Here is a 26,739-nt window from a genome sequence, read left to right on the forward strand (position 1 = left end):
TATAATACAGTTGAGCAGGTATTCAACTGATAAAGAAAGGAGATCATAAAATGTATGCATTAGTTGATTTAGACCGATGTGATTGTAATGTAATCCATGAAGATGTGGTCAACGAAGTCAGAGCGCACATGCCTAAAGAGGAAGAGCTTTTTAATCTTGCAGATCTTTTTAGGGTATTCGGCGATTCAACGAGGGTGCGTATTTTATGTGCTTTGTTTCGTTCGGAGATGTGTGTTTGCGATATCGCTGCGCTTCTTGGCATGACAAAATCGTCTATTTCACATCAACTGCGCATATTAAAACAGGCAAAGTTGGTTAAATACAGAAGAGAAGGAAAGATAGTTTTTTATTCTTTAGACGATGAACATGTGAAAAATATCTTTGATCAGGGGCTTCAGCATGTTACAGAATGATAATTAAATTTTTTTGCAAAAACAGTTGAACAAATGCTCAATAGTTCAACTGTATACTTAGATAATTATAGGGTTAAAAAATTAATTTATATAAAACTAAGTTTAAAATATTAAGGGGTAATTTATGGAGGAAATAAAAAAAGAAATAATTTTAAAAGGCTTAAGCTGTGCAATTTGTGCGGCTGAAATTGAAAAAAGAGTTAATAAAATTGAAGGGATAAAATCTGCAAGCGTTGATTTTCCGTCACAAATGCTTAAGATTGAAGTTTTCGATGAAATTGATATGCCGTCTATACTAGAAAAAGTTTTTAAGATCGTAACTGATATTGAACCGGAAATAAAAATATATTATTCAAACAAAGGGGTTAATGAACCTAAAAATAATTTAAAACATCTATTATATAAGATAGGGCAAGGTTTAGGAGCCATATTATTCATTGTTGGTATATTTTTTAACTTTTCAAGTAGTGTAAGGCCCATATTATTTATTATAAGTTACATACTAGTCGGCGGAGAAGTTGTATTTCGGGCGTTTACCAATATTTTAAAAGGACGTGTTTTTGACGAGAATTTTTTGATGAGCGTGGCAACTATAGGAGCATTTGCCATAGGCGAATTTCCAGAAGGTGTTGCCGTTATGCTTTTTTATCAAATCGGAGAAATATTTGAGAAGGCGGCCGTTAATCGTTCAAGAAAATCTATATCTGATTTAATGGATATTCGTCCAGACTACGCAAACTTAAAAGTTGGAGATAAGATTTCAAAGGTATCACCTGAAGAAGTTCAGATTGGAGATTCGATTATTGTAAAACCCGGTGAAAAGATACCATTAGACGGGGAAATAATTGATGGAAAGTCATCGCTTGACATGTCTGCGCTTACAGGTGAAGCAGTTCCTCATGACGTTGAAGCGGGCAGCGAGGTTCTTTCCGGCTCTATAAATAAAAGCGGGCTATTAACTATAAAAGTAAGCAAAATTTTTGGTGAATCTACAGTTTCTAAGATATTGGAAACTGTTCAGAATGCAAGCAGTAAAAAAGCGGTAACGGAGAAATTTATCACAAAGTTTGCAAGATATTATACTCCGGCCGTAGTATTTACAGCTGTTGCTTTGGCCATAATTCCACCGCTTATCGTTTCAGGCGCAACCTTTTATAGCTGGATAAACCGTGCATTGGTATTTTTAGTCGTCTCATGCCCGTGCGCATTGGTTATTTCTATTCCGTTAAGTTTCTTCGGGGGAATTGGTGGGGCATCAAGGAACGGCATTTTAATTAAAGGGAGCAATTACCTAGAGGCCCTTAATAATGTCGATACAGTGGTGTTTGATAAAACGGGAACTTTGACAAAAGGAATATTTAAAGTAACGAAAGTTGAAAGTTTTGGCGATATAACGAAAGACCAATTGCTTCATATAGCCGCTTATGCAGAAAGCAATTCTAACCATCCTATCGCTGTTTCCATAAAAAAAGCCTATGGAAAAGAAATAGACACTGGCAGGATTTTAGAATATGAGGAGATTTCAGGGCATGGAATACGAGCTGAAATAGATGGTAAAACCGTGTTAGCCGGTAATAGTAAATTACTTGAATCTAATAATATAGGATATGAACAGGCTGATACTGAAGGTACAGCCGTATACGTTGCAGTTAACGATAATTTTGCAGGGTACATAGTGATTTCAGATGAACTAAAAGTAGACAGTAAGCAAGCTATAAAAGGGCTTAAGAAATTAGGAGTGCGCAAAACAGTCATGCTGACAGGAGACAGCAGGGCTGTTGGGGAGAGGGTAGCAAAAGAACTTAATTTAGACGAAGCCTATACGGAACTTCTTCCACAGCAGAAGGTTGAACAGCTTGAATTATTGGAAAAAGAGAAGAAAAATAAAGGCAAGCTGGTATTTATAGGCGATGGGATAAACGATGCTCCGGTACTGGCCCGTGCAGATATTGGAATCGCTATGGGAGGGTTAGGGTCTGACGCAGCGATTGAGGCGTCGGACGTAGTTCTTATGACAGATGAGCCATCTAAAATTGTAACGGCAATAAAAATTGCAAGAAAAACTAAGAATATAGTCTGGCAAAATATCGTTTTTGCACTTTCAGTTAAGGGAGTTATCCTAATTTTAGGGGCGTTTGGTGTTGCTACTATGTGGGAGGCAGTGTTTAGTGACGTTGGCGTTGCGGTAATTGCTATTTTAAACTCAATCAGGGCAATACGAACTGTTAGATAAAGCCGCAGCTATTTTAACTTCTGAACTGCCAAGACGATATCATCATATATCGCGATATCAGCCTGAATGTCAGCAGCGGTGGCTGTTTTATTGATCAAAGCCAGCAAACTTCCTTTGAAATACCCGATAAAAGATGCAGCAGGATATACGGAGAGAGATGTGCCTAAGATTATCATTATATCGGCGTTTTCAATATAATTAAGGGCTAGATCTATTACCTTACTGTCGAGCGGTTCTTCGTATAAGACGACATCGGGCTTTACTATATATCTATCGTTTTCACATACTGGTATACCCTCTGAATTTATTATATAATCAAGATCATAAAATTTATGACATTTTGTACAATAATTTCTGTGTATATTGCCGTGAAGTTCAGCCACTTTTGTACTTCCGGCCTTCTGATGCAGCCCGTCTATATTCTGAGTGACGACTGTAATATTTTTTCCGGTTTGTTCAAGCTGTGCAAAAAATTTATGTGCTTCATTAGGTTTTGCATCCGGATATATCATTTTAGATTTATAAAATTTAAAAAACAGATCAGGATGAGAAACAAAAAAAGAATGGGATATCATCTCTTCAGGTGTATATTTGCTAAGGCCGTTCTGGCTGTATAGCCCGTCGGCCGAACGAAAATCCGGTATACCGGAAGGGCAGCTTATTCCAGCACCTGTAAATACACATATATTATTGCTCTTTTTTATAGCATTTTTTAAGATTTCAATATTGTTCTTACTTTTCATTATAATTTACCCCCTAAAAAAGTCCGCAGGTATATGTGCTTGTTGAATAATTATTTAAACTCAATAATTTATCAACAACATAATTATGGCACAGAAATACATAAATAACAATTTTGAAAAAATTTATAAATCTAAAAACCATAAGCTATTTTCAAGAGGAACAAGTTATAGATTTTATAAAGCATCTTACAGAATTTGAAAACGTACAGCTTGTATCGATGCGGTTTCTTCAATTGGAATAAAAGTGACCAAGCACTATATGAAGGAAATGGGCAAACAGGATGCACAAATGTTTTTTTCTATCGATAAAGTGGGCGAATTTGCCGAAAAAATATCTTCTGGCACAATCGTTATTGAGGAACGAAAATTTTATAGCTTAACCGATTTAAATTCCAAGATTAAGCTTGTCACGAAGTTTAAAATGGTTTTTTCCGATGTATTCAAAATGGTGAAAATGATACATTTAAGGATTAAATGACAGGAACAATAGATTTTTTTCGTCAGAGTTTAATTTCTTTATTAAGTTTAATAGCTTCGTTATAAGTTTGTTTGTATTCTTTATATAAATTTTCAACATTATTTGGCTCATATTGCAGACGTATACCTTGCTATTATTCGTTTAACCGCAGTATAATACGGCTATACCGATTACGAGGGCACTCATATGGATTATGTCTCTGTACAGGAAGCGGCGTTCCAATGGGGAATATCAGAGTGCCGCGTTCAAAAGCTCTGCAAAGAAAACAGAATTGCAGGGGTCATTCGTTTCAGCCGCGTTTGGGCGATACCCAAAGATGCGGAGAACCCGATAGATGGACGCACTTTAAGGGGAGGCGATGAGTATGGCAAGCAACCGGATTCGTGCGAACTATAATAAAACGATCCAATATATTCTGATTCTTCTTTGTTGTATTGCTGCGTCAACAGGCGTTGGCTGGCTGTTTCGCTACCTCAATTTTCCTAAAACCAATATTGTTGTGGTATATATTTTGTCAGTGCTGCTGACCGCCCGGTTTACAAAAGGGTATATCTACGGCATTGTGGCGTCAATCATTGCGACCGGCACGTTCAATTACTTCTTTACGCAACCATACTATACGTTTTCTGTAAATGATCCGACTTACCTGATCACCTTTGCGATTATGACGCTGACCGCCATTATCACCAGCACGCTGACTTCGAAAGTCAAGCAAAATGCTTTGGAAGCGGAGCAAAAGGAAGCGGAAGCAAGCGCTTTATACCGGCTGACCAATCGGCTGACAGATGCAAAAGATATTTCCGACATTGCAAGCATCGCAGTGAATACCATCAGTGATATATTGGGCTGCCGTGCGGCCTGCCTGTGTTTTGACAGGGATGGGGAGCCGGAGCACAACTTCATTCAGCAGCAGGATTCCAAAAGACAGATTCATCGCAGAGTGGATGATGCCGCCGCGCTTAAGCGCAGTATGGAGACACTGAGGACGGATTATGAGGCAGACCATGAATTTTATGACTGGCCTATTTACGGTAGAGAGGCTATTTTGGGTGTCTTGCGCATTCCAAAAAAAACCGCAGCAAACATGACTGCCATGCAAAATCGCTTATTGCATTCGATGCTCGAAAGCATGGCCTTGGCAATGGACAGGTTTAGAAGCGCCCAGCAGCGCGCCGAGTCCAATGAGGAGGCACTTAAAGAGCGTTATCGCAGTAATCTGCTTCGTGCAATCTCTCACGACCTTCGTACGCCGCTGTCCGGCATCATGGGGACGGCTGAGATGCTGATGGATATGACGAAGCGGAAGGATGAGAGATATGAATTGGCGGAAGGAATATATAAGGATGCCGACTGGCTCCATTCACTTGTGGAGAACATACTGAATCTGACTCGCCTTCAGGAGGGCAGGCTGGTACTAGATAAGCAATTAGAGGCGATTGAAGAGGTCGTCGGTGTGGCCGTCGCAGCCATTGCGAAACGAACACCCGGCCGGGAGATCACCGTGCAGATTCCTGACGAGGTTCTGCTTGTTCCGATGGACGCCCGCCTGATAGAGCAAACGCTCGTCAACCTGCTGGACAATGCCGTAAAGAATACGCCGCCCGATAAAGAAATCAGTATTTGCGTAAAAGAGGATAAGGAACATGCAGTTGCTGTATTTTCGGTAATGGACTTTGGAAGCGGAATATCTGAGGTGGACCTGCCACACATATTTCAGATGTTTTATACCAGACATGGCAGGAGGGCGGATGCACAGTACGGTGTTGGCTTGGGGCTTGCCATCTGCGAGTCGATCGTATCTGCGCACGGTGGCAACATCAAGGCGCAAAACAGGAGCGACGGGCAGGGAGCAGAGTTTGTGTTTACGCTGCCTATGAAGGGAGAGAGCGATGGAGAACAGAAATGAACATATACTCATTGTCGAAGACGATGTACAAATCCGAAACTTTATTGGTTATGCGCTTAAACAGGAGGGGTTCTCTTACATAATGGTAGACACGGCACAAAATGCGCTTTTACAGCTTGTATCGGGACAAACTGACTTAATGCTGCTCGATCTTGGCCTGCCGGATTTCGACGGTATGGAGGTGATACGCAGGGTTCGTGAGTGGTCTGAAATGCCAATCATCGTTGTTTCTGCACGTGATCAGGATAAAGAAAAAGCGGCGGCGCTCGATGGCGGCGCAGACGATTATCTGACAAAGCCGTTTTCTGCTACAGAACTTATGGCCCGCATTCGTGTGGCGCTGCGACACCTGTATAAACCAGGTACGAGAAAGGCGCAGGCAAGTATTTCCGTAGGAGGATTAAAGATCGACTTTGACAAGCGTCTTGTTTATCTGGATGAACAAAAACTGCATGTCACTCCGTTGGAATATGATCTGCTTGCACTTTTTTTCAAAAATATCGGCAAGGTATTGACGACGAATAATATACTCAAAGAGATTTATGGCGTCGGTTACGGTACGGATACGCAAGCGCTTAGGGCGTTGATGGCCGGACTGCGACGAAAAATAGAGAAATCCCCGGCTAAACCCCGTTACATTTTGACAGAAATCGGTGTTGGCTACAGGCTTATGGACGAATAAGCACAAATAACCAGCCGGGTTACTGACACACCTTCGCTGGAAACTTATACATGACACGAACCGTTTTGGAGCAATCCGGGCGGTTTTTTTGTTTCTCACACAATTCTCACAGTAAACGGTTTATTCTCACAACGCTCTCACAGAAATCTTGCTACGATAGTATTGCGGAAGTTCATATAAATGCAAAGGAGATGAAGTGATGAAAACGTCTGAATTATCCGACGAAAAGCAAGAACTTAAGGATCTTTGCAATAAAATCAGAACGCTTGCCGCAAACAGAAATGATGAGCAAGGATGGCAGCTCATTTTGTATGCGATGAGCAAATATCCCCATGCACCGCAGCCGCATAACCTGATCGGCATATTGCTTAAAAAGCGAGGCGATCATCTTAAGGCAATGAAGCATTTTCGTGCTGCCTGGGCACTTGATCCCACATATCTGCCGGCCAGGCAGAATCTTGATAGCTTTGGAACATTCTTTTCACGGGGAAAATACGCCTTCGACGAAGAGGATTGCCCAAGCGATAAGCATGATCAGTCCAAAATCGAATACGATGAGCATGGTATCGGCCATATAGTGAGGAGGGTATCAAGATGAGGTTGTTTACAACAAAGAGAACAGTAGATTACATTATCATTATTGGATGCGGTAGATTAGGCGCTAATCTCGCCAATGCACTGTCCAGTGAAGGCGGTGATGTCCTCATTATGGATAAAGACAAGGATGCTTTTCGCAAGCTATCGCCATCCTTCGGAGGGCTTACTGTCGTTGGAGATGGTATGGAATATGATGTTTTGCAGAAGGCCCAGATTTACAAAGCAAGTGTTATTGTCGTTGTCACAAACAATGACAATGCCAATGTCATGATCGCCCAAATTGCACGGGAGGTTTTTAAGGTCAAGCGTGTCATATCCCGTTTGTATGATCCAGAGCGGGAGTATATCTATCAGGAGCTGGGCATTGATACCATATGCCCGGCAATTCTGTCTGCTAAGGAAATAGACAAAATAATCTCCAAAGCAAATGAGTCGGTAAAGACAATGCCTGATTGTGGGGAGGAAGAAGAATGAAAAAGCATATTTTGCTTGTCGGCGGCAGAAGCAAGACCAAATCCCTTGCGTTGTCGCTTTTGAAAAGAGGTTATAAAGTGACTGTTATTAACGATACCTATGAGGACTGCATGAAGCTGGCTGAGATCGACAAGATAACGGTTATCAATGGGGATGGCACCAAGCCTTTTATTTTGGAGGACGCAAGCGCGGGTGATGCGGATATCGTCATCGCCCTAACATCAAAAGATGAAGATAATCTGGTGATCTGTGAGTTGTGCAAAAAACGGTTTCATGTTGGAAAAGCAGTGGCGCTGGTATCCGATCCCAAGAAAACGGAGTTTTTTTATAAGATGGGTATAGACAGTGTTGTATGCGCAATTTCCGCCGTGACGAGCATCATAGAACAACAGACATTTGTGGAGGAAATGGCAAACATTATTCCTATCGGTGAAGGGCGCATTCAGATCGCAGAAGTTCTTATTTCCGGCAACGCGCCTGTCATCGGTAAAAAGCTTTGGGAAATTAATCTGCCAAAGGAGGTCATCATCGGTTGCATACTTCGGGGCGATACGGCCATGATACCCCGCGGCGACACAAGAATACTGGCTGGAGATGAGCTGGTACTGATATCAGGCAATGGGCAGGAGATTGCGGCTATAAAGGAATTGACGGGACGGTAAGAGTGATGAAACGTAGGTTTTCCGATTGTTCAAGCTATGGAAAGCTTATGCTCCTTGTCGGAGCACTTGTTGCTGTGCCGTTGTTCGTTTTGCCCTTTTATCCGGAGGACAGCAGTTATGCACTGGCCTTTGCCATGCCCTCGCTTGGCTCCCTCATTTTGGGGACGATGATTTGCCTGATTGGGAAACACGATGCTGATAGCAGCTTTTTGGGGTGGGGACGGCAAACGTCTATGCGGCACAGCAGCTTGGCGGTGCTTTTTGCATGGGGATGGGGCTTTTTAGTGGGTGCTGTTCCGTTCATCATCGGCGGCCAGCTTACAATCCTTCAAGCCCTGTTTGAATCTGTCAGCGGCTGGACAACCACCGGATTATCCGTCATGGACGTATCGGCAACGCCGCATATCTTCCTGCTGCACAGGAGCTTTATGCAATTCTGCGGCGGCCTTGGCTTTGTCATGATGATGGTCATGTTTGTTCTGGGGAAACATTCCATGAATCTGTATAACGCCGAGGGACACCCCGATAAGCTTATGCCAAATCTGAAAAAAACCGCGCAAGCAATTTTTTTTATGTACAACGGTTTTCTTGTTGTCGGCATTGCTGCTTACCGGATTGCCGGGATGAAGTTGTTTGACGCCTTCCTTCATACGATGTGTGCGCTGTCTACCGGTGGGTTCTCAACGAGGCTGAACAGCATTGGGGAATATAACAGGCTTTCAATTGAGATCATCACCATCGTGCTGATGCTGATTGGTACAACGAATTTTGCCGTGCTACTTTTGCTTGCCAAGCGGAAATGGCACCAGATTGTTCGTGTGAGCGAGATCAGATTTATGTTTTTGCTGCTTGCTATTTTCGTTCCACTGACGGTTATATCACTTACTGCCAGCCTAGGAATGAACATTGGCGAGGGTCTACGCATGGCGTCATTTAACGTGGTGTCGGCGCTATCCACGACCGGCTATTCCACGATGAGTTATACGTCATGGCCGCCATTTGCATTGGGTGTCCTCATTCTGATGATGTTGATTGGAGGTGGGATCGGCTCAACAGCAGGCGGCATGAAAATGTCCCGGATCTATCTTATACTTCGGTTGGCGCTTTTGAACATACGCAAACGGTTATCTCCATCACGGAAGACAGAGGCGCCCTATTATGTTAAAGCGCAGGGTAGGACGCCTATTGATCATGAGGTGGCATCGGACACTACGGGTTTTGTCGTTTGCTATATTGGCCTGTTCATTTTTGGTGCGCTGCTGATAACCGTCACCGCCGGTTGCAGCCTGATAGAAGGAATGTTTGAATTTGCCTCCGCCCTAGGCACAGTGGGGCTTTCAATTGGCATAACCGGACCATCTGCCAGCGCAGGAACCTTAATTGTTGAAATCTTCGGTATGATTTTAGGCCGGCTTGAAATCTTTATTGTACTGATCGCCATATATTCAGGTATTAGTGCGATCAGGCAACGTGTCATCCGTATCAACAGGTGGGGGAAGAATGAATGATACCCGATAAGATGCTTCCCAGCGTTATTAATTTACGTTTTAAATCTTAATTATGCAAATAAACAAGGCCAATACTTATTGAAAAGCAAATATTGGCCTTGTTTATTATACCTATGTCTGTTATTTCATAAATTTCATATTGTAAAAGTTATATTTTCCATTAAAAACAGCGCTGTTTTTAAGTAATTCTTCGATCCGAACCAGCTGGTTATACTTGGCGATCCTCTCGGTTCTGCATGGCGCGCCGCTCTTGATCTGACCGGCATTGACTGCAACTGCCACATCCGCCATGGTCGTATCCTCTGTCTCGCCCGAGCGATGAGAGATCACCGTGGTATAACCTGCCTAATGAGCCATCTGCACCGCATCAAGGGTTTCGGATAACGTTCCGATTTGATTCAGTTTGATCAAAATTGAATTGGCGATATTCTTCTGAATGCCTTCCTTCAGAATTTCCGGATTGGTCACAAAAATATCATCGCCCACCAACTGGATTTTGCTGCCCAGTTTCGTTGTCATGGATGCCCACCCATCCCAGTCGTCTTCCGCCAGCCCGTCTTCAAGGGATATGATGGGGTATCTGTCGATCCAATCAGCATAGAGGGATATCAGTTCATCACTGTTACGGCTTATGTTTTCACCTTTAAAGACGTATTTCCCATCAGTGTAAAATTCGGAAGCCGCGGGATCAAGGGCAATAGCGACATCCTCTCCGGGATTATATCCCGTTTTCTCAATGGCTTCCACGATGAGTTTCAACGCATCCTCATTGGTTGCAAGATTGGGAGCAAAGCCGCCTTCATCGCCAACAGCAGTGCTGAAGCCCCTGTCCTTAATGACAGTTTTTAAGGTTTGATAGACTTCGGAACACATCCGGAGCGCTGTCGCAAAACGATCGGCTCCGATAGGCGTAATCATAAATTCCTGGACGTCAACCGTGTTGTCGGCGTGTTTCCCTCCATTCAGGATATTCATCATGGGGACAGGCAGCTCGCATGAATTCGTACCGCCGATATACCTAAAGAGGGGAATATCCAGATAATTGGCCGCTGCTCTTGCAACAGCAAGCGAAACGCCCAAAATTGCGTTTGCGCCCAGCCGTGATTTGTTCTTTGTTCCATCCAAATGAATGAGCAGGTGGTCAATTTCCCTTTGGTTTAACGCGTCTATCGCAATCATTTCAGGAGCTATGATGTCTGTTACATTATCAACAACTGTTTTGACACCTTTCCCATGATAGCGATTTTTGTCGTTGTCCCGAAGCTCAACCGCTTCTCTTGTTCCCGTTGATGCGCCGGAGGGAACCGCAGCTCTCCCTACAATACCGCAGTCGAGCCCAACATCTACCTCAACGGTCGGATTGCCTCTTGAGTCCAATATCTCTCTGGACTTAACAAAACTGATTTTCGGCATACTGGTATCTCCTTAATTAATTTTTCGTATTAAGCATTACCTTTCATTGCGAAGCATATAAAAATGACTTCCGCAAATTTGCAGAAGTCATCAGCATACCATGCATTTTGGCTTGCGCCGGGGAGAACTTCATTCCCATCAATATTATAAGATTTCATTGTTCATATGTCAATTTGCTTTCCTTTGCATATCTGTCGCTCAGCCTTTATCCCCGCAGTGTTGCAACAATTCTTTTTGGATCAATCAAAAGGCCCAATACATCCTTGATATTTTTCACGGCAACACCCAAATATAATTACCCAAATAATTTTTCTGAGTATGGCATCAGACTTCTTCTTTATTTTGCGCAGGATCATCGCTGGTTTTCAGCTTTTTTGAGGCGCGGTATGAGAGATAGAATATTGGAACGGAAAGCGCCTGAGTCGCAACGGAAAAAACAATAAGGTAAACCGGAGAAAAATCATAGAGTATCCCCATGATCCAACTGCCGATGAACCAGAAAACTCCGAAGGCCGTCTCGAATACGCCAAAACCGGACGAGCGGTTATTTTTCGATACGATCGTCGTGACGGCGGACTTTAAAACTGATTCCTGCGCGCCCATCCCAACACCCCACATTGTAATACCGATGATCGTGCCGGCCAGCGTGCCCATCCCGAAAACAAAGATGGAAAAGCAGGCTGATACGGCGCTGGAGGCGATTAAAACACGCAGCCCGAACCGGTCATACAGCCAGCCGAACAAAAGGGCTGCAAAAGCGTCTACGAGCATTGCACCGGAGTAGGCCAAAGGCAGATAATCTGTCTGGATAAGACTGTTTCGGGCCAGATGCATAGTGATCAGCGGGAAATCAGCAAAGCCAAGGGCAAGTAAGCTGATGCCGATCATGTAGATGATAAATGTTGGCTGAAGGCGCAGCTTTCTGTTATCCTCTTTTGTTGTGTCAAAATCCTCTGGATGAGGATATTTCCTTTTCGCCGCATATAGTGAAATCAGAGTACATGCAGCCGGGATTCCCAGAACCGCGAAACAAATGACATATCCATTAAACTCGGACAGCCCTTTCCTCAGAAACAAGACAAGGAACAGGATGACCGGGCCTAAAAAAGCGCCCAGCTGATCAAGAAACTCCTGTATGGCAAAGGCTTTTCCTTCGCCAATCTGTTTTGCCGCGAACGAGACGAGCGTATTTTTTGAGGGCTGCCGGATGGCTTTGCCAATTCGCTCCACAACGATCAGGATGCACGCATAGATCCATCCGTTCTCCGGGATAAGCGCCAATGCCGGTATAGCCGCCATATTGACTGCGTATCCGATGAAGGTGATCGTCCAGTATTTTTTGGAACGGTCTGCGATGATTCCGGTGAACAACCTTAACGAGTAACCAAGCAATTCACCAAAACCGGTGACAAACCCGATCGTCGCAGCAGAAGTTCCAAGAAGGTTTAAATAAGATCCATAAACGCTCCGAGCTCCTTCATGCGTCATATCTGAAAAAAGGCTAACGATCCCCATGACAATAACGAAAGCGAATATCGGACGGATTTTTTTGTTTTTGGTTTTATCAATCATACGAACAGCCCTTTCCAGCAAAGATGAGTCTTTTATATGATGTGCGTTTCAACCAATGGTTTATACCGCTTCCTTTCCGAATATGCTTTTGTACAAATCCGCTCCAAAAGCTGTTTGCAGGGGCATACCGGGAATTACCTTGAAGGTACGTTCTCCATTTTCCAGCCGCTGCGCCCTTAGATACTGTACCCCCGAAGTATCCACAAAAGCGGCTGCATAAGTGTACAGGTGTGTCACGGATATGACCTCTATACCGTTATCGATCAGTGCCTGCGTGATCTGGCGGCATATCTCCGAACCTTCCCGTTCGTTGGTGGCCGCGAATGATTCATTGAACAGCATGAGCGAGCCCTGTATTAAATGATCGGCAATCTCATTCATGCGGACAAGTTCTTCGTCCAGTTTCCCGCTAGTCATGGCCATATCCTCTTCTTTTTTAAAATGCGTAAAGATACCATATCGTATTGGCGCTTGGAAACTGACAGCGCCCACAAACATCCCGCATTGCATCATAAGCTGCGCCTGTCCAATGCTTCTAAGGCATGTGGATTTTCCGCCCTGATTCGCTCCCGTGATAATAAAAAGCTTTTTTTCTTTCACGCTGATCTCATTGCCAACGACGGCATCGTTTTTCGTCAGGACAAGGCTCACATCGTATAAGGTGTCATACGACCGGTTCTCAGAGTCACCCGGCAGCAGTTCCGGAATACAGACAGGCATGTTAAGTGCCTTGAGCTTATCATACAGGTTGAGGCAACCCACATAGAAGGCCAGTTCCCCCTGCAGCATAACGAAGAAACTTTCAATATGATCCGCCGACTGTGCCAGCGCGTTTGTGCTTTCGTTTATGGCCCGGTCCCGTCTTTTAGCTAGGTCGGAGGATCCGCTCTCATCACGAGGCGCAATAGTAAAGGATGGCGCGAAATACCAGCGACGTAAGAAACGCTTCCTTTGCTTGCGGCGAAGGACGTAATTGATACCCTGATTGTAATTGCCGAGCCTTGCACTGACCACGATGCCATCATAATCTTTAAGTTCCTTTAAATGAGAGCTGATCTCCGAGAAATAGGCATCGTCAAGCTCCTTATGCAGCATATTGATGAAATTTGTAAAACCCGTAGACTTGAAGCTCTGTCTATGCTCCCCGGCTGTATTGCGTAGCTCCAGCAGCATTTCGGTATATATCTTTAACAGATTAACGGCGCTGGAAAAATTGCTGGATAAATAGGATGATACTGAAACCCACGACCATGAAGCCCGTTTCCGCTTCATCGTCTCAATCGTAAGGTCATAAAGCCTTCTTACGATTTGTGGATTTTGGATGCAATCCTGCAATATATCCTGACGATAGCGTATTTCACGCATGGTGTGCAGCGGACACAGCAGGGCGGTGCTGCATGCTTCTTTGATTGTCGAGTCACCCTGCGCCATTGTTGAAATAATATGTGAAAGCTCCAAATCGGCGGTCAGGGTATCCTTCCCGAAGCAGGGCTCGGCTTTTATATTAAAATCCATATTTTTAAACATCAAATTCGCTTTCAATTTTGTTACCTCCTACCCGAACTGTATACGTGGATCACTCAACCATCTGTTTTCCGTTGCATTCATGAAGTCTTTCAGAAAGTTGATTGTACGTCAGGCCGTGTTTCTTAACGATATGCAGGGCATATGCAAGTCCGTCCGGTGGTTTCCGGACAATTTTATAAGTTCTTATTGCCGGGTCATCCTCTTTGACGGTGCTCATCATGCTAACAGTTTCTTCTCCGTGCAGGGCAAGCTCATCGATAAAAGTTACGCAAACAGTGGGTGCCCCCAGACTAGCGATAGCATCCATCATCTGTTTGCCAAGAAGAATGGCGTCCGACAGCGTTGTCGAGGCAAAAATCTCATTGATGACGATGAGGCTTTGAGTTGTCGCTTTTTCAAACAGGTTATGGAGCCGCACAAGATCATCCTGCAGCTTGCCGTTGAGTGTGGTCAGGTCTTCCTCCCGGCCAAAGTGGGTAAAAATGTTATCAAACAGATAGAGCTTGGCCTCACTTCCCGGCACACAAAGCCCAAGGCTGGCCAGATGGTGGAGCTGGCCGAAAGCTCGAGCAAATGTTGTCTTGCCGCCTTGGTTCGGCCCGGTTATAACGATGATCCGTTCCGGCATATCTAGCCTTAAATCGTTCGTTACCGGTTTGCCGCTAAAACGTAGTGAATGCGCAAATGCCAGATCAAAACTGTCCCGGCTATACAAATGCTCGGCTGTACCGCAAAGCGTTGGATAACAGAACGGCAGCCCCTTCATTCGCAGCGGTTGAACATAGTTCAGCCAAGATAGGTAAAACTGGATTTCACGGGAGAATTGATCAATCGTAGGATCTACGAAATGAAAGTACTTTACACAGAAATCGTCCAGGTCTGTAAAGATATCCTTATACAGGGTTGAAAGCATCCTCAGCACTGCCGCTTCAACGTGCTGTGCGTGGGGGACTTCGGTCAGCTTGTGGCGGTAATCCTTGAGGTCTCCCTGCCGGAACTTTTCAAACAGCCGCAATATCTCTTTGCTGTGGTCTGCCTGACCTTCGTATTTCCTGACATGGATTGTTCCGCTTTTTATCAGCATGCAGTATTCGACCGTTCCAAGTTCGTCCCGCAGTTTTTTTACACGGGCTTGGAGAGAGGTGAATGCTACCGTACCGGTATACTCAGTAATATAGCTGACGAAATTTCTTAGCCCTTCCGAAGCAAGCGTTTTTTCACGCAGCCCATTCACGAGCTTTTTAATTTCAATACAATACCTGTCCGCGTAATCAAGCAGCCGTCCTCTTGCCAGATAGTTGTTGTTATAGCTGTCTGCGGATGAGAGGGATTCCTGCACACTTTTCATACACCTTCCAAGTTCATACACGGATTGTGAGAAATCATCAAAAAGGCCGCGCAGCCCATCGTCCTCCAGTTCCTTCATGATTTCCTGACGGTATTGGATCGCATTCGGATCACGAAGGGAGGTATAGAAAAAACTGCCCAGATCAAATTCTTTTCTGCTTTTCAAAATAGGCTCAAATATTTGATCAAGATTAAGGTCTTTAAAATAATCCGGTATCTTTTCCCGTCTTGTCTGCTCTTGCTGTTCCATTGTTGGAAACAGTATGCTGTAAAACATTTAGTACACCCTTTCCCATACAGATGCCCCGTATTCTTTCACATATACAAAAAGCTGACAGCTTCTTTACAGAAGTCATCAGCTTGTCAGCGTTTAGGCATATGCCAAGGGAAACTTCATTCCCATCTATAGTATAGTTGGTTGAAGCAAAATTATCAAGTGTGGATTAAAAACTTCAATAAATGATTGATTTTAGTTAAATTTATTTTCGGCCATCTGAGCCTTGGAACATGCCTAAGCCGATTATTGACGAGGTAACGTAGCGACTGGACGGCATATATTATACCTTTATAGATGAGATGAACAGCTTCGATATCATAACATATTTCGACCACACCACGAAACACCAGAAAGAAAAAGACCAGACTGCCATATAGTCTGGCCCGATCAACACTTAAGTGCTGAGATAATATGGCGGAGAGGGCGGGATTCGAACCCGCGTGACGTTTCCGTCAAACTGATTTCGAGGCATAATTTAGGGCTGAAAAGACCATTTTTCTTCTCATAGATTTTCATGAAAAAGCACCAAATATCCTATACTATAAGATTTATGGAGCTTCGTCTTATATACTCCCGTAATCGCTATGCATTGCTTTTTAAAGGCTAGGCATCATTTTAGCAACAGCGGCATCAATTTGTTATGAAGAAAAGTTATAATATGTGCTTGTTTGATAGTCATAAAAAGATACCGATTTTGACCTAACCGTTCCGGAAAAATGATAGCCACTGCTATAATCGTAACCGGAAAATTTATCTCCATCAATTGTCAGGTTGACGTGTCCAGATACGCCATAATCATATAAGCTGAAATTATTATGAGAGGAAGCACTTCCACTTATATGACAACTTCGGCCATAATCATATGCGCTAATTGAGTTGCCGTTTACACTTCCAGACATACTAATATGATGAGATTCTTCATAGCTGTATATTGTAGTGATAGAACTTTGAGAATTAATTGCGATAACTATTGCCGCAATAGCTGCACGTTGTCCACTATTCATTTCATTGCCTCCATAATGAATACCTCACCACGGATATCACAAGTGTCTCTCTAATAAATCATGGTTGGTTATATAGACTATACGTATATTTTAACTTACGTAATTCAAAAGCAGGCATTGTTCCTTCGAGTATATCTACAACGCATTTTCTTATCACGCTATCTTCAATACTGCCTGATGAGTATGATATGTGATTGTTTGTTTTGTCTATTGAACAACATACGATCTGCTCAGCATCACAAGCAATAGCAATATTAGGATTATGTGTAACAATTATTACTTGGCGCTTTTTCTTTGCTTCCTTAATGCAGGGAACTAATCTTGAAAAAACGGATTGATTGTCCAAGTTGTCCTCTGGTTGATCAATAATCAGCGGAACATCATTCTTGCTCAATGCAAGATAGAATACCAATAAAACTATACCCCTTTCACCGGCCGATAGCATTGCTAATGGCCGCCCACCTAGTGTGAGGTTATATTCTGCTTTAATGTAGTCTAAAGAGGACAATAAATTATAGAATTCAAGCTTGTCCTTAACTTTTTGACTTGACTTATCAACATCTTCTGAAATACATTTAAGAATATTGTTCATGAAACCGATGATACTTTCACAATCATTAAAATCTGCGGATTGAATGTATTCTTTCATCGTGGCAGAAGCCTCGGCTTTTCCTCTGAATACACCAATCATTTGTTGATTGATATACGAAAGCAATCGCGTCCCAATTTCACGCTCTCGCAAAACTATACTGATATTAAATTCAATTTTATCTTCTGTGTTTTCTAATAGTGGTATTAGTTGTTTTTCAATAGGTTGATATAATTCCTTATATATTTCTGCAATCTGCTTCTTCTGCTCAAAAATTTTTCTCACTAACATTGTGCGTTCATGCAATTTTTCTTCATATGATCGATCTAACGAATTCTCGATGTAATGTAATTCGCTTTCATAAAAAGATATAGAACCTTCTTTTGTGGCATCTCCAATAATTTCCTTTTGAACGGTTTCCCATTCTTTAATATCTGCAAGATATTTTTGATAGACCTTTTCAGCGCTATCTGCACCTGCAATAATAGCTTCCATTTCCTGCTTTGCTTCATGAATTTTCTTGACCAATGATCTTTCTGAAGCAGTCTCAGAGGCATCAAGTACTACTTTTAGAGTATCTCTTTTCGCAATTAGCTCATCAAAATCACTCTTTATTTCATCTATTGGGAGACTTATACTAATTAAAAGTCTGTCAGGGTTAATGCTATATGTACTAACGTATTTATGAATTTGTTCTTTAACAGAGGCTATTCTTTCGAATAATAAAGATAAGCTATCTGCTATCTCCTTGTTTTGATCAATTCTAACATTAATATTGCGTAATTCGTCACGTGCCTTTTGTTCGTCTTCTTCTAATTGGCTAATGCTGGTTTTGATTTCAGCTAATTTCTTTTCATATTCAGCATCTTGCAATTTTTCGGGGCGTTTGATTTCGATAGGCTTATTTTTATTATGGCGTTCCAAATCTTCTTTGCGTTTATTTAGATTAGCACTGATAGTCGCTTTATAGGTCGTTGTCTTGCGATCTTCAAGACGGATTATCTCTCTATTACAAATGTCAATCTGATTTTTAACTTCTGTTATTCTAGTTTGAATTGATCTGGACTTATTTTCAATCAATTCGCCAAGGTTGGTTGCGTCACCCTTTTCGGTGCTATCAACATAGGAGAAAATAACTTGATCAATCTCGTCTTGAAACTCGCTTGACAGATCGTTACATACGCTTTCGATATATTTCTGCGGTAAATATTGCGCTTCTTCTATCGTCGTTTTCTGCTGTATCTCGCCAAGCGAAATTCCTTCTTCGACTTTACCATCGTACCATTCGATTTTGGCAGTGTAATCATCAGCTTTTTTTTCCGGCAGTTTTCGAAAACGTTCCGAATTCAAGAAGGATGCTGCTCCCATATTATTCGCTTTACATAAATGTCCTATAATGTCGGATAGCGCACTTTTTCCACTTCCTTTATTACCAATCACAGCAACAAGCGCAGGATTTAGCAGCAAAGTTGTATCAAACCAGTGTTCTGATCCGTTTTTTGGGGCAGTAACCCTTTCGACTGTGACACTTTTAATGTGTGCAGATCTATTTTTGGATAGCCGATCCAATTTATCGGGTACTATCCCAACAAATACTCGTTCAGTCGGTTGCATAATTGTTTGGATTAATCCTTGGAATGTCGGATTGGCCTTAATCCATAGATATTCTTTTATTTTGTAGTCTCTGGGGTCATGGTTATCAGAACATAGAATTAATGGCTTTTCCGAAATATCTTTAAAGACATGTTCTCTGTATGAAGCGATATCTTCGATACGACCAATTTCGAATATATCGATTACATCAGAAATGTCTTTCTTGATGGCTTGTGCGACTTCCAAAGCGTTTGTAATCTCCTTGTCAATGCCATTAGTTTTTTTGCCAGCGTGGATTGTTAATATGCCTTTATGCCTCTTAACAAAGTCAACGATAACAGATAAATCCCTTACAATCGTGTCATCTGTCTCACCATCTTTTTTATGGTTCCGAATTATAATTGCATCAAAATCATTTTTTAATGTACTTAAGTCACATATCTCCGAAAAAATGCCGATGACATGAAGATTGGGCGCCCCCTTATCTGTACGTATTTCAAACCCTGGGAATATTGTGATTTCAGGTGCCAAGTCACGCAATCTTTGAATTCGTTCAGCATCAATTAAGAAATGATCGGTTATAGCTATCGCTGCAAATTCATGGTCTCTCCAAGCCTTTACCAACAGCTCATCCGCATCAGCACCTTTATAACTAGCATCGTATGAAGAGGCTGTATGCACATGTAAATCCCATTTACGCCACTCAGAACCTTTTTTGTACATCTTGTAGTCGCCTCCATATTACAAAAATCGCCCTACCAATACGGCAGGACGCATCCATTAATCTTGCATAGCTGCCATTCAGGTATTCAGAATAGGCTTTGCTCTACAATGTCACTTTTCATTTGTGAGGTTGTGAAAAGAACACTGTATTTTATTTTAGCACTATTTTCCTGTAATCTCAACTCAATAATGTCGCAAAGCGGCTAAATATATCAAGTTTTAGCGTTTTATATATCCAATTAACATTGTTTAGGAAGTACACCATGCAACCATATACTGCAAATCCACATACTAAATTTTTTTGAGAAAATTCCAGCTCAGTAATGAAAAATATGTGGGCCGTGGTATTGGATAAATACACACGGCACTATTTATCTTTCGTCCCGGTTTTTCGCAGATAGCTTCTTGCTTGCAATCTTCATAGCCTCTCTCGGATGAAGGGCGTTATGATACGCGTTCAACACTACCAGCTTACGGCTTGTCCGAACATCGACATACCGAGCTGTTACGTCAGCCATATTGGTTGAGATACCAAGCGATACCCCGATCCCTTTCAAAGAATGTCCTAAAATTTGTCCTACCGTGTAAAAGTCGCCCGTAAGTTCATGCATATTGGTGGCTGCGCTATGCCGAAGATCATGGAACCTGATATGCGGCATTCCAAAATGCCGCAAGAGCTGCCCCCAATTTGTTGATACACGATCCGCTCTCATCGGCGCACCATCGGCTTTAGCAATAACCAAATTATTATCATAATACGGCTGCCCCGATAGTTTGGTAAGTTCTTTCTGCCGCTGCTGTAATTGCATGTGCTTGATAAAATAGGAGAGTGTAGCATCTGTTATGGGTAATACACGATCATTGGACTTGGTCGGAGCCATTTCTTTAATAATAGTGGTATTCGGAGGAACTTGAAAAGGTAGCTGTTCCACAACAGAAAAGGTCTTCTTGTGCAAATCAACATTATCCCATCGCAATCCCAAGGCTTCATTTCTACGCAGTCCGTACAAGCCGCTTAAAACAATCAGCATCTCCCACTCTGTTCCAATACACCTGCTTAAAAGTCCTTGCATCTGCTCTATGGTATACGGGTCAGGGGTCTTACCGTCCTTACCAATCTTAGTCAATATGTCTCTTGCCGGATTAGTCTGGATATACCCGTATTTTCTCGCTGCCTCAAATGCCACGCTTAGTATTCGTTGTGCATACCGCAATGTGCTTTGAGATAGCTTTCGTTCATTGAGTTGCGCAAGCATATTGTCGATCATTTTCGGTGTTAACTTGTTCAGCGGCACATTGCCAATATAGGGGAGGATATGATTCTTAATATGGCTTCTATATCCGGCAAATGTGCTGGGACGCAGATTGGCTTTGCCGTGAACCTCAACCCAGGATTCGAGATATTGCTTAACCGTTTGTTTGGCTTCAGATGCCTTCACCGGCTCATACCCGCCGAACGACAGTTTTTTCTGCATGTCCAATTCGTGTTCCACAGCCTCCGGTTTGGATAAAAAGCCGCGCTTCCCATAAGTCCGATAGTCACCGTTTTCATCTTTATATTTTAGATTCACATCATAAACGGTTCCCGCCTTTCCGGACTTGGTACCATCGGGGTTCTTTTTGTTCTTGACCTTTCTTGTTGTAATTGCCATCTCATCGATCACCCCTGTCTTGGTTTTTCCGAGAGCGTACAACCCGGTTTCGTTTGTACCAATCCATAATGGCTTCTTCAATCAGCAACTTTCGATTGCCATTCTCGACATATTCAATTTCACCTTTTTCCATGAGTTCTCGTAGCTTGTTTTCGCCAATGCCACTAATTCGACTCATCTGCTCTACTGTTTTTAAAATTGGAACCACTTCTGATTTCTGCACTCTTTTATTGGTCATATCTACACCTCCAAAAAATATAAGCCGTTGAATTATGAGCAACGGCTTTGACTGATTAAAAAAGCTTAAGAACTAATTTTTTTTAATGGTATTTGCACTGTTTAGTTTTATAGAGTAATCCAAATGAGAATATAAATCTGCCGTCGTCGAAATTGAACTATGCCCTAACCATTGCTGTACTTCGATTAGGGGAACGCGCTGACTGATAAGGATATTTGCGCAGCTGTGACGGAGATCATGAAAACGAATGGAACGCAATCCATTCTTCTTTATCAACTTCGAAAATGTTTGCGTTACATAGTTAGGGCTTATTAATTTGCCTTTGATATCCGTGCACACATATTCCGATGATTTGTTTTTGTTTCGTTCAAGCAGCAGAGCGTCTCTAACCACGCCAATCAACGGCAGGGTACGAAAGCTGGAGTTTTTCTTAAGCCTATCGTGAGCTGTAATCGTATAATCCGAATCAACCATAGATTGATTTACAGAATGATTGATGGTTAAAGTATCATTATCAAAATCAATTGCAGACCAGCGAAGCCCCAAGACTTCGCTTCGCCTAAGGCCGTAAAACAATGCTAAAATTACCGGTAATGCTATTGTGCTGTTTCGGGCAACTTCCAACAATTTATTCGCTTCTTCTATGGAGTAGCAGGATGCATGATATACCTCTTTTCTTGGACGTTCTGCCAAGTCAGCCGGATTAGAAATAATAACCCCTCGTTTTAAAGCGTGCTGTAATGCTCTGTGGATAATAGCATGATACCGAATAACAGTATTCGGACTAACATGTCGGTCAAGTTGAATCTCATAGAATCTTTGAATTTGAGGATGTGATAAACCTCTAATATTGATTCTCAGTTTATCAAAATACGGAGCAATAATGTTTTTAACAGTACTTTCATACGATGAATATGTCGTTACCGCTATCGTACCCTTCACATTTTTAAGCCATTCCAACAGATAATCAGAGAATAATATTTCAGATAAATCGGTTAGTGGCCGATCTCCGTTTTTCAATTCATCCAATATAACCTCTGCTTTCTCTTTGTTCCCTTCAACTTTTAAGTGGGTGGCAACCCATTTAGGTTTTCGTTTGCCATTTGAGTCTTTTTGATTGATGACAATGTAGTAATATCCCTTTTTCTGAGTTAAAAAAGCATTAACCATTTTTATTTCATTCCTTTCATAATGTTGTTATGTAATAGGGCTGAATTTGGAGAGGTGCCGAAGTGGCCGGAACGCGACACACTCGAAATGTATTGCGTTTGTACAATACGAGAGTTCGAATTACTAAGAAGAGAAACCCTTAAAACCCACGAAAACAGAAAACCGTCTGTGATAAAAAGCATAATCACAGACGGTTCTCATTTTTGCATCTTCAGAGTATACTTTCGATATCTGATAATAGATTATCAAGATATTTCCCTTGCATATCTGAGTTTCGATATATTTCCTTTATCGCCGGCGGTACAACGGTTCCTGCGATATCATAAAGAGCCAATAGCAGATTAAGCGCAGGTTCATCATCTTTGCTTTTGTGAAGACAATATAAAGCATCAAAGAATGCATATGGGCTGGACTCTGATTCACAGCAATCAATCAAGGCGTCCCACAGGTCGCTGGAATAACCTCCCGAAATCAGTTTAATAAAAAAGCCAGAATTATTTTTGGTTTCACTCATCAATATTACCTCCAATATAAAATGATAAAAGCTGCCTGCTTTTAAAAAACAGGTGGCTTTTATGTATTAAGAACCCTATGAGATTTGTCGCCAAGCATTATAGGTTTTTATATTGTTTCACGTAGTTTTTCCTACAAAAATGGCAACAAATTTAGTTTTTTATTTGTCAATGGAACCGTACGAAAAAATGTTGCCGAAGTTTTGGATAGAACTTTCGGCAACATTTTAGGCGTTCTATCCACCTTGCTAATAAAAAATAGGGTATAACAAAACCCGCATAAACGCTGTGTTTATGCGGGTTTTGATGGCGGAAGAGGTGGGATTCGAACCCACGGACGGTTGCCCGTCACCTGATTTCGAGTCAGGCCCGTTATGACCACTTCGATACTCTTCCATATTAAATTGTGGGCGATTCCGGCTCAAAAATTATGATTTCGAGTCAGCCCCGTTATGACCACTTCGATACCTCTCCATGACTTATAATTAACATGATTTTATGATAATATAATCGTATAATAATTTATATTATTGAGCATTATAACGCATCAATTTTTAATGTTACCATTAAGAATTTAGTTTGTCAATAATAGCTAATAGCCTATAAAATTGTTTATAATATAGTTAAAAATAAAATTTATACTAAGCGGGAATTCAAATGAAATATTTAAGCGATAAAAAAATCATCGGTGTAGATATAGGTGGGACAAAATTAAGGATAGGTTTATTTAAAAACGGAAAAATCTTTAATTTTAAATGCCTGAATTCTAAGGACCTCTTTTACGAAGGAGACGAGCTTTATAACCTATATGTGATTTTATCTGAGTATATAAATGAAGTAGAAAAGGGGATTTCCGCCATATCAATAGGCTTCCCATCTCCGGTATCGATTGATAGAAAGATAGTTCTTAATGTACCTAATATAATAAAAAAAGATGGCGTTCATGCTTTTTCCGGAAAAAATGTCGTTGGCTATTTAAAATCAAAACTTAATATACCGATTTTAATAAATAAAGATACGAGTAACCTTTTGATTAACGATATTCATTCAGTTAAAGATAGCTCTGGGGTAATCATCGGGTGCTATTTTGGAACAGGGATAGGGGCTGCCATTGCTATAGACGGACAGATCTTGTCAGGCAAGAACGGCGTGGCTGCAGAAATAGGGCATATCCCTTTTTATATGCAAAATAGGTTATGTAACTGCGGTAATATAGGGTGTGCGGAATGCTATGCTTCCGGAAGAGAGCTTAAAAATATCATAGATACATCTTTTAACGGTTATACTATCGACGATGTCTTTAAACACAATTCAGATGACGAGAGGATATATAAGTGGATAGAAGCAGTCTGCGTGACTGTAGCAACAGCAATAAATTTACTTGATCCAAGAATTGTTTTTTTGGGTGGTGGAGTATTCTCGGGCAGTTTCCCAAAGGATATGTTTTTAGATTGTTTAAAAGCACATGTAATGGCACCTTTGCCGAGAAACGGGTTAGATATACGCTTTTCAAAGCAGGACAGTATGTCGGGCGTATTAGGCGCGGCATATTATGCTCTTGAAACAATATAAAAAACGGTAGATTATTAATAAATCTATCGTTTATATTTTATAATGTATCTTTAAATATTATTTACAATAATTGATTATTGCATCTCTAAAGAATTTTGCACATCCCGGTGCTATTTTGTCATAATATTCAGTGAAACGTGGATCGTCTACATAGGTCTGCGCAAGGCTTTTATGCGCCTTCTTACTATAGCCCCCCCAAAAATATATTAACCACGTCTTGTGCATTTCACAAGCTTTAATTGCAAGTTCGCCTGCCGGGTCACCCGATTTAAAAGCTAACTTTAAAGTTTTATTTATCTCTTGGGACAATTTCTCCATGTCTTTATAATGTTCCTGAGACATACCTTTTATTTTAGCATTTGACTTATCTACTACATCATTACCGTATTTAGCGCGAACTTCTGCCCCATATTTTTTTTCGTTTGAGTCTACTACCCTTTGTTTGAAACCATCAAACTTTTCATTATCCGATATGGTTGTCTCTCCTTTAGAAGCAGATATGGTCTTTTCTACGTTGGCAATTAATGCATTTAATTGATTGCGTTTAGTTACGAGTGCGCTTAAATGTTCGGATAGAGCTTCTTGTTTATCGAAAGAGGAGGATATTATGACTTTTTTTATCTTGTCTAATCTAAATCCTAGTTCACGGTAGAATAAAATTTGCTGGAGAATATCCACTTCCTCTTGGCCATATATGCGATAACCGGATGGGCTTAACCTTTTTGGCTTTAAAAGGCCTATTTCATCATAGTATCTAAGCGTTCGTGTACTGACACCAGCCATTTTGCTTAGTTTGTTTATGGTGAATTCCATCATTTTCACCTCCAGTTAGACATAATTTTAAACGTTTACGCCACGTTGAAGTCAAGTATTTATTAAAAAATTATTTGGAAAATTAATCAAACTAAATTAAATTATCAGTGATATTTTAAGCAAATACTTAAGATTTTATAGTAGATAATCAAAGTTGTTAAAAATTGGGGTTTATAATGAGCATTTATAGTATGGATAGCTTTTACTGTGTGATTTTTATTATACAAGAGATGTTATGTAGCATAAAAGTGTTATTTTTGAGTAGCGCGGTCTATTTGTTCCTGATATTCTTCATCCGGAAGATTCAATACGTCAGATGTGCTGCCGGTAAAGAAAAGGTTTGTATGCCCTGACATGCCGTTATCTGAGACGTTATCTTTTCCGTGAGGCCAGCCAAATAAAGCAGCCGCATAAGTAGTCCCATTTAAAGTGACTAAAACGGCTCGTTTTTCATACGACGCACCACCCCCAAAGGATTTTACATAGTTAGTATTGTCACTTGCTGAAACTGGTTCTATCCAGGCATTGTTTTCTCCGCCGGTTCTTTTAACTGTAAAAGTTGTGTTAGAGTTAAAATCGGTTATGGTTGCTGTGGTCCCAACTGTGAATATATCTTTAAAAGTAGCCCAATCAACAGCCTCGCCATATTTGGAGGCAGTGCCTGTGGAAGCCGGGCCACTATATAAAGTCACGGTTTCAGTTATAGGAGCACGCAGCGCATCATTAGAAAATAAGACGTTTAGGGTTTCTTCGCCTGCAGAACCATCTGCACTAAGATTATTTTTAACTTGGAAGTCGGAAACGGCTTTACGCGTCATCAAGCCATAGGAGCCTGTTGCGCGGTAATTTAAGTATCCTAAGTCGCAAAGGCGCTTTTGGAGCATAAAAACTTCAATACCCTCACTTTGGATAGTGAGTATTTCAGAATCTGCCGATGCACTTAATGGTGTAATAGCCAGTATTAAAAAACATATAAAAAACAGTACTGTTTTTTTCATGTAGAATACCTCATTAGTATGTGCTAAAATAAATATATCACTT

Annotated in this window: 24 protein-coding genes, 1 tRNA gene, 1 pseudogene and 2 riboswitches; of the genes and pseudogenes, 12 read left to right on the forward strand and 14 right to left on the reverse strand. The window is 41.5% G+C overall.

Annotation, left to right across the window (positions count from 1 at the left end; genetic code table 11):
• The first annotated feature begins 50 nt into the window (after nt 1–50).
• Nucleotides 51–413: a metalloregulator ArsR/SmtB family transcription factor gene (locus tag R2876_05295; GenBank protein MEZ4358028.1), complete on the forward strand. Its 363-nt coding sequence runs from the start codon at nt 51–53 to the stop codon at nt 411–413.
• A gap of 124 nt (nt 414–537) precedes the next feature.
• Entirely contained in the window at nt 538–2,646 is a 2,109-nt protein-coding gene (locus tag R2876_05300) for a heavy metal translocating P-type ATPase (protein ID MEZ4358029.1), read from the forward strand.
• Between the two features lie 8 nt (nt 2,647–2,654).
• Here R2876_05300 and R2876_05305 read toward each other — a convergent pair whose 3' ends face one another.
• A complete protein-coding gene (locus tag R2876_05305; GenBank protein MEZ4358030.1) occupies nt 2,655–3,389 on the reverse strand; it encodes an NAD-dependent protein deacylase in 735 nt (244 codons plus the stop codon).
• 113 nt (nt 3,390–3,502) lie between these two features.
• On the opposite strand from R2876_05305, the gene R2876_05310 reads away from it, so the two are divergent.
• The 9 genes from R2876_05310 (at nt 3,503) to R2876_05350 (ending at nt 9,696) form a co-directional block, all read left to right on the forward strand.
• Nucleotides 3,503–3,631 carry a hypothetical protein gene (locus tag R2876_05310; protein MEZ4358031.1) on the forward strand — a complete coding sequence of 43 codons (129 nt, stop codon included), beginning with the start codon at nt 3,503–3,505 and terminating at the stop codon, nt 3,629–3,631.
• A gap of 17 nt (nt 3,632–3,648) precedes the next feature.
• Nucleotides 3,649–3,867: a hypothetical protein gene (locus tag R2876_05315; GenBank protein ID MEZ4358032.1), complete on the forward strand. Its 219-nt coding sequence runs from the start codon at nt 3,649–3,651 to the stop codon at nt 3,865–3,867.
• Between the two features lie 186 nt (nt 3,868–4,053).
• The gene (locus R2876_05320) at nt 4,054–4,263 is read left to right on the forward strand and encodes a DNA-binding protein (GenBank protein MEZ4358033.1); all 210 of its coding nucleotides are present in this window, start codon (nt 4,054–4,056) and stop codon (nt 4,261–4,263) included.
• Nucleotides 4,232–5,773 (forward strand): DUF4118 domain-containing protein, encoded by a 1,542-nt coding sequence (locus tag R2876_05325; GenBank protein MEZ4358034.1) that lies wholly within the window; start codon nt 4,232–4,234, stop codon nt 5,771–5,773. Before R2876_05320 ends, R2876_05325 begins: the two co-directional genes overlap by 32 nt.
• On the forward strand, nt 5,757–6,455 hold the full coding sequence (locus R2876_05330; protein MEZ4358035.1) for a response regulator transcription factor: 699 nt from the start codon (nt 5,757–5,759) through the stop codon (nt 6,453–6,455). The genes R2876_05325 and R2876_05330 overlap by 17 nt, the downstream gene beginning before the upstream one ends.
• Nucleotides 6,456–6,654: 199 nt before the next feature.
• A complete protein-coding gene (locus R2876_05335) occupies nt 6,655–7,053 on the forward strand; it encodes a hypothetical protein (protein ID MEZ4358036.1) in 399 nt (132 codons plus the stop codon).
• Entirely contained in the window at nt 7,050–7,526 is a 477-nt protein-coding gene (locus R2876_05340) for a TrkA family potassium uptake protein (GenBank protein MEZ4358037.1), read from the forward strand. The genes R2876_05335 and R2876_05340 overlap by 4 nt, the downstream gene beginning before the upstream one ends.
• Nucleotides 7,523–8,188, forward strand: a complete 666-nt coding sequence (locus R2876_05345; GenBank protein ID MEZ4358038.1) for an NAD-binding protein — start codon at nt 7,523–7,525, stop codon at nt 8,186–8,188. The genes R2876_05340 and R2876_05345 overlap by 4 nt, the downstream gene beginning before the upstream one ends.
• Before the next feature lie 5 nt (nt 8,189–8,193).
• On the forward strand, nt 8,194–9,696 hold the full coding sequence (locus R2876_05350; GenBank protein MEZ4358039.1) for a TrkH family potassium uptake protein: 1,503 nt from the start codon (nt 8,194–8,196) through the stop codon (nt 9,694–9,696).
• A gap of 120 nt (nt 9,697–9,816) precedes the next feature.
• Here R2876_05350 and eno read toward each other — a convergent pair.
• The 11 genes and pseudogenes from eno to R2876_05405 form a co-directional block, all read right to left on the reverse strand.
• Nucleotides 9,817–11,109: pseudogene (eno, locus tag R2876_05355) on the reverse strand (phosphopyruvate hydratase).
• A 74-nt stretch (nt 11,110–11,183) separates the two neighbouring features.
• A riboswitch (Fluoride riboswitch) is annotated at nt 11,184–11,255 on the reverse strand.
• Nucleotides 11,256–11,433: 178 nt separating this feature from the next.
• Nucleotides 11,434–12,681 (reverse strand): MFS transporter, encoded by a 1,248-nt coding sequence (locus tag R2876_05360; GenBank protein ID MEZ4358040.1) that lies wholly within the window; start codon nt 12,679–12,681, stop codon nt 11,434–11,436.
• Nucleotides 12,682–12,741: 60 nt separating this feature from the next.
• Nucleotides 12,742–14,223, reverse strand: a complete 1,482-nt coding sequence (locus tag R2876_05365; GenBank protein ID MEZ4358041.1) for a DNA mismatch repair protein MutS — start codon at nt 14,221–14,223, stop codon at nt 12,742–12,744.
• A gap of 34 nt (nt 14,224–14,257) precedes the next feature.
• Nucleotides 14,258–15,832 carry a DNA mismatch repair protein MutS gene (locus tag R2876_05370; protein MEZ4358042.1) on the reverse strand — a complete coding sequence of 525 codons (1,575 nt, stop codon included), beginning with the start codon at nt 15,830–15,832 and terminating at the stop codon, nt 14,258–14,260.
• Between the two features lie 62 nt (nt 15,833–15,894).
• A riboswitch (Fluoride riboswitch) is annotated at nt 15,895–15,965 on the reverse strand.
• Nucleotides 15,966–16,470: 505 nt separating this feature from the next.
• Nucleotides 16,471–16,836, reverse strand: a complete 366-nt coding sequence (locus R2876_05375; protein MEZ4358043.1) for a hypothetical protein — start codon at nt 16,834–16,836, stop codon at nt 16,471–16,473.
• A 58-nt stretch (nt 16,837–16,894) separates the two neighbouring features.
• Nucleotides 16,895–19,741, reverse strand: coding sequence for a hypothetical protein (locus R2876_05380; GenBank protein MEZ4358044.1), 2,847 nt, complete (start codon nt 19,739–19,741; stop codon nt 16,895–16,897).
• Between the two features lie 371 nt (nt 19,742–20,112).
• Nucleotides 20,113–21,393, reverse strand: a complete 1,281-nt coding sequence (locus tag R2876_05385; GenBank protein MEZ4358045.1) for a site-specific integrase — start codon at nt 21,391–21,393, stop codon at nt 20,113–20,115.
• Nucleotide 21,394: 1 nt separating this feature from the next.
• Nucleotides 21,395–21,631, reverse strand: coding sequence for a hypothetical protein (locus R2876_05390; GenBank protein MEZ4358046.1), 237 nt, complete (start codon nt 21,629–21,631; stop codon nt 21,395–21,397).
• A 72-nt stretch (nt 21,632–21,703) separates the two neighbouring features.
• Complete coding sequence (locus tag R2876_05395; GenBank protein MEZ4358047.1) at nt 21,704–22,801, reverse strand: tyrosine-type recombinase/integrase; 1,098 nt, start codon at nt 22,799–22,801, stop codon at nt 21,704–21,706.
• 211 nt (nt 22,802–23,012) lie between these two features.
• On the reverse strand, nt 23,013–23,315 hold the full coding sequence (locus tag R2876_05400; protein ID MEZ4358048.1) for a hypothetical protein: 303 nt from the start codon (nt 23,313–23,315) through the stop codon (nt 23,013–23,015).
• 305 nt (nt 23,316–23,620) lie between these two features.
• Nucleotides 23,621–23,709, reverse strand: a tRNA-Ser gene (locus tag R2876_05405).
• A 261-nt stretch (nt 23,710–23,970) separates the two neighbouring features.
• Between R2876_05405 and alsK the strand changes: the two genes are divergently transcribed.
• A complete protein-coding gene (alsK, locus tag R2876_05410; GenBank protein MEZ4358049.1) occupies nt 23,971–24,885 on the forward strand; it encodes an allose kinase in 915 nt (304 codons plus the stop codon).
• 57 nt (nt 24,886–24,942) lie between these two features.
• Here the strand turns inward: alsK and R2876_05415 are convergent, their stop codons facing one another.
• Nucleotides 24,943–25,701 (reverse strand): MerR family transcriptional regulator, encoded by a 759-nt coding sequence (locus tag R2876_05415; GenBank protein MEZ4358050.1) that lies wholly within the window; start codon nt 25,699–25,701, stop codon nt 24,943–24,945.
• A gap of 248 nt (nt 25,702–25,949) precedes the next feature.
• Nucleotides 25,950–26,696 carry a peptidoglycan-binding domain-containing protein gene (locus R2876_05420; GenBank protein ID MEZ4358051.1) on the reverse strand — a complete coding sequence of 249 codons (747 nt, stop codon included), beginning with the start codon at nt 26,694–26,696 and terminating at the stop codon, nt 25,950–25,952.
• Between the last annotated feature and the right edge of the window lie 43 nt (nt 26,697–26,739).

The organism is Eubacteriales bacterium (assembly GCA_041390245.1).
Classification (GTDB): domain Bacteria; phylum Bacillota; class Clostridia; order Christensenellales; family JAWKQI01; genus JAWKQI01.

What these genes read in the sequence shown, in the direction of transcription:
- R2876_05295 (MEZ4358028.1), top strand. Translation starts at nt 51, where the DNA reads ATGTATGCATTAGTTGATTTAGACCGATGTGATTGTAATGTAATCCAT.
- R2876_05300 (MEZ4358029.1), top strand. Translation starts at nt 538, where the DNA reads ATGGAGGAAATAAAAAAAGAAATAATTTTAAAAGGCTTAAGCTGTGCA.
- R2876_05305 (MEZ4358030.1), bottom strand. Translation starts at nt 3,389, where the DNA reads ATGAAAAGTAAGAACAATATTGAAATCTTAAAAAATGCTATAAAAAAG.
- R2876_05315 (MEZ4358032.1), top strand. Translation starts at nt 3,649, where the DNA reads ATGAAGGAAATGGGCAAACAGGATGCACAAATGTTTTTTTCTATCGAT.
- R2876_05320 (MEZ4358033.1), top strand. Translation starts at nt 4,054, where the DNA reads ATGGATTATGTCTCTGTACAGGAAGCGGCGTTCCAATGGGGAATATCA.
- R2876_05325 (MEZ4358034.1), top strand. Translation starts at nt 4,232, where the DNA reads ATGGCAAGCAACCGGATTCGTGCGAACTATAATAAAACGATCCAATAT.
- R2876_05330 (MEZ4358035.1), top strand. Translation starts at nt 5,757, where the DNA reads ATGGAGAACAGAAATGAACATATACTCATTGTCGAAGACGATGTACAA.
- R2876_05335 (MEZ4358036.1), top strand. Translation starts at nt 6,655, where the DNA reads ATGAAAACGTCTGAATTATCCGACGAAAAGCAAGAACTTAAGGATCTT.
- R2876_05340 (MEZ4358037.1), top strand. Translation starts at nt 7,050, where the DNA reads ATGAGGTTGTTTACAACAAAGAGAACAGTAGATTACATTATCATTATT.
- R2876_05345 (MEZ4358038.1), top strand. Translation starts at nt 7,523, where the DNA reads ATGAAAAAGCATATTTTGCTTGTCGGCGGCAGAAGCAAGACCAAATCC.
- R2876_05350 (MEZ4358039.1), top strand. Translation starts at nt 8,194, where the DNA reads ATGAAACGTAGGTTTTCCGATTGTTCAAGCTATGGAAAGCTTATGCTC.
- R2876_05360 (MEZ4358040.1), bottom strand. Translation starts at nt 12,681, where the DNA reads ATGATTGATAAAACCAAAAACAAAAAAATCCGTCCGATATTCGCTTTC.
- R2876_05370 (MEZ4358042.1), bottom strand. Translation starts at nt 15,832, where the DNA reads ATGTTTTACAGCATACTGTTTCCAACAATGGAACAGCAAGAGCAGACA.
- R2876_05375 (MEZ4358043.1), bottom strand. Translation starts at nt 16,836, where the DNA reads ATGAATAGTGGACAACGTGCAGCTATTGCGGCAATAGTTATCGCAATT.
- R2876_05380 (MEZ4358044.1), bottom strand. Translation starts at nt 19,741, where the DNA reads ATGTACAAAAAAGGTTCTGAGTGGCGTAAATGGGATTTACATGTGCAT.
- R2876_05385 (MEZ4358045.1), bottom strand. Translation starts at nt 21,393, where the DNA reads ATGGCAATTACAACAAGAAAGGTCAAGAACAAAAAGAACCCCGATGGT.
- R2876_05390 (MEZ4358046.1), bottom strand. Translation starts at nt 21,631, where the DNA reads ATGACCAATAAAAGAGTGCAGAAATCAGAAGTGGTTCCAATTTTAAAA.
- R2876_05395 (MEZ4358047.1), bottom strand. Translation starts at nt 22,801, where the DNA reads ATGGTTAATGCTTTTTTAACTCAGAAAAAGGGATATTACTACATTGTC.
- R2876_05400 (MEZ4358048.1), bottom strand. Translation starts at nt 23,315, where the DNA reads ATGAGTGAAACCAAAAATAATTCTGGCTTTTTTATTAAACTGATTTCG.
- alsK (MEZ4358049.1), top strand. Translation starts at nt 23,971, where the DNA reads ATGAAATATTTAAGCGATAAAAAAATCATCGGTGTAGATATAGGTGGG.
- R2876_05415 (MEZ4358050.1), bottom strand. Translation starts at nt 25,701, where the DNA reads ATGATGGAATTCACCATAAACAAACTAAGCAAAATGGCTGGTGTCAGT.
- R2876_05420 (MEZ4358051.1), bottom strand. Translation starts at nt 26,696, where the DNA reads ATGAAAAAAACAGTACTGTTTTTTATATGTTTTTTAATACTGGCTATT.